This window comes from Actinopolymorpha sp. B9G3 (assembly GCF_040120725.1).
Classification (GTDB): domain Bacteria; phylum Actinomycetota; class Actinomycetes; order Propionibacteriales; family Actinopolymorphaceae; genus Thermasporomyces.
The window spans coordinates 1-713 of sequence record NZ_JBEEAB010000091.1 but is presented as its reverse complement, the minus strand read 5'-3'; the positions used below and the strand labels follow the sequence as shown (position 1 = coordinate 713).

Sequence of the window (713 nt, the reverse complement as noted above, 5' to 3'; positions counted from 1 at the left end):
ATGTTCGAAGGCATCGTCAACAAAATCAAATACCTCAAACGTCAAATGTTCGGCCGCGCAAACTTCGACCTCCTCCGGAAACGAGTACTACTCACATGACACCACCACCAACAGTCACCGACCGGCCCACCGCCTCACGAAATTTGAGACAGAACCGGTTCTCGTGCGCAGGCCACTCCGTCGTCCTGGTGCCTCTGAGCCTGGCCTGGTGCTGGTGAGCGTTGATCATTGACGGCTGGTGAGGGCTGTTCGGGGGACGTGAGGGGCACGGCTAGCGGCTCTCCTGGCATCGTTCGTCCCAGAGAAATCCTGTGGCGCCACAATCGCAGCACAACTACGGTCGCCGGCTATGGCCCCTGCAGGGATCTACCTGGAGATGACCGATCCAAGCCATCTGCGCCCCTCGCCCAGAGTTCCGGAACTCGTCGTTGACGAGGTGTCCCCCTCGGCTGCCCCCACGATCTGCCGGCTGTACCGGGAGATCTGGAACAACAGCGGCCGCAGCGCGTGGTCGCCCGAACGATGGGCCGAAGAGCTGAGCCCTCCACACATCCGCACCTGGATAGTCAGGATCGGAGAAGATCCAGTTGGGTTCGCCGAGATCGGCTGGCAGACCAACGGCCACGTCGCCATCGTCGTCATCGGCATCGTCCCTCCCTTCCAAGGCCGTGGCATCGGCGGCGACTTCGTGTCCCGCATGACCCACATGGCCT

General features: G+C 61.9%; 1 protein-coding gene. It reads left to right on the top strand.

Annotation, left to right across the window (positions count from 1 at the left end):
* Positions 1-349: 349 nt before the first annotated feature.
* On the top strand, positions 350-713 hold a 364-nt coding region (locus ABNF93_RS34720; protein WP_349332511.1), incomplete at its 3' end, for a GNAT family N-acetyltransferase.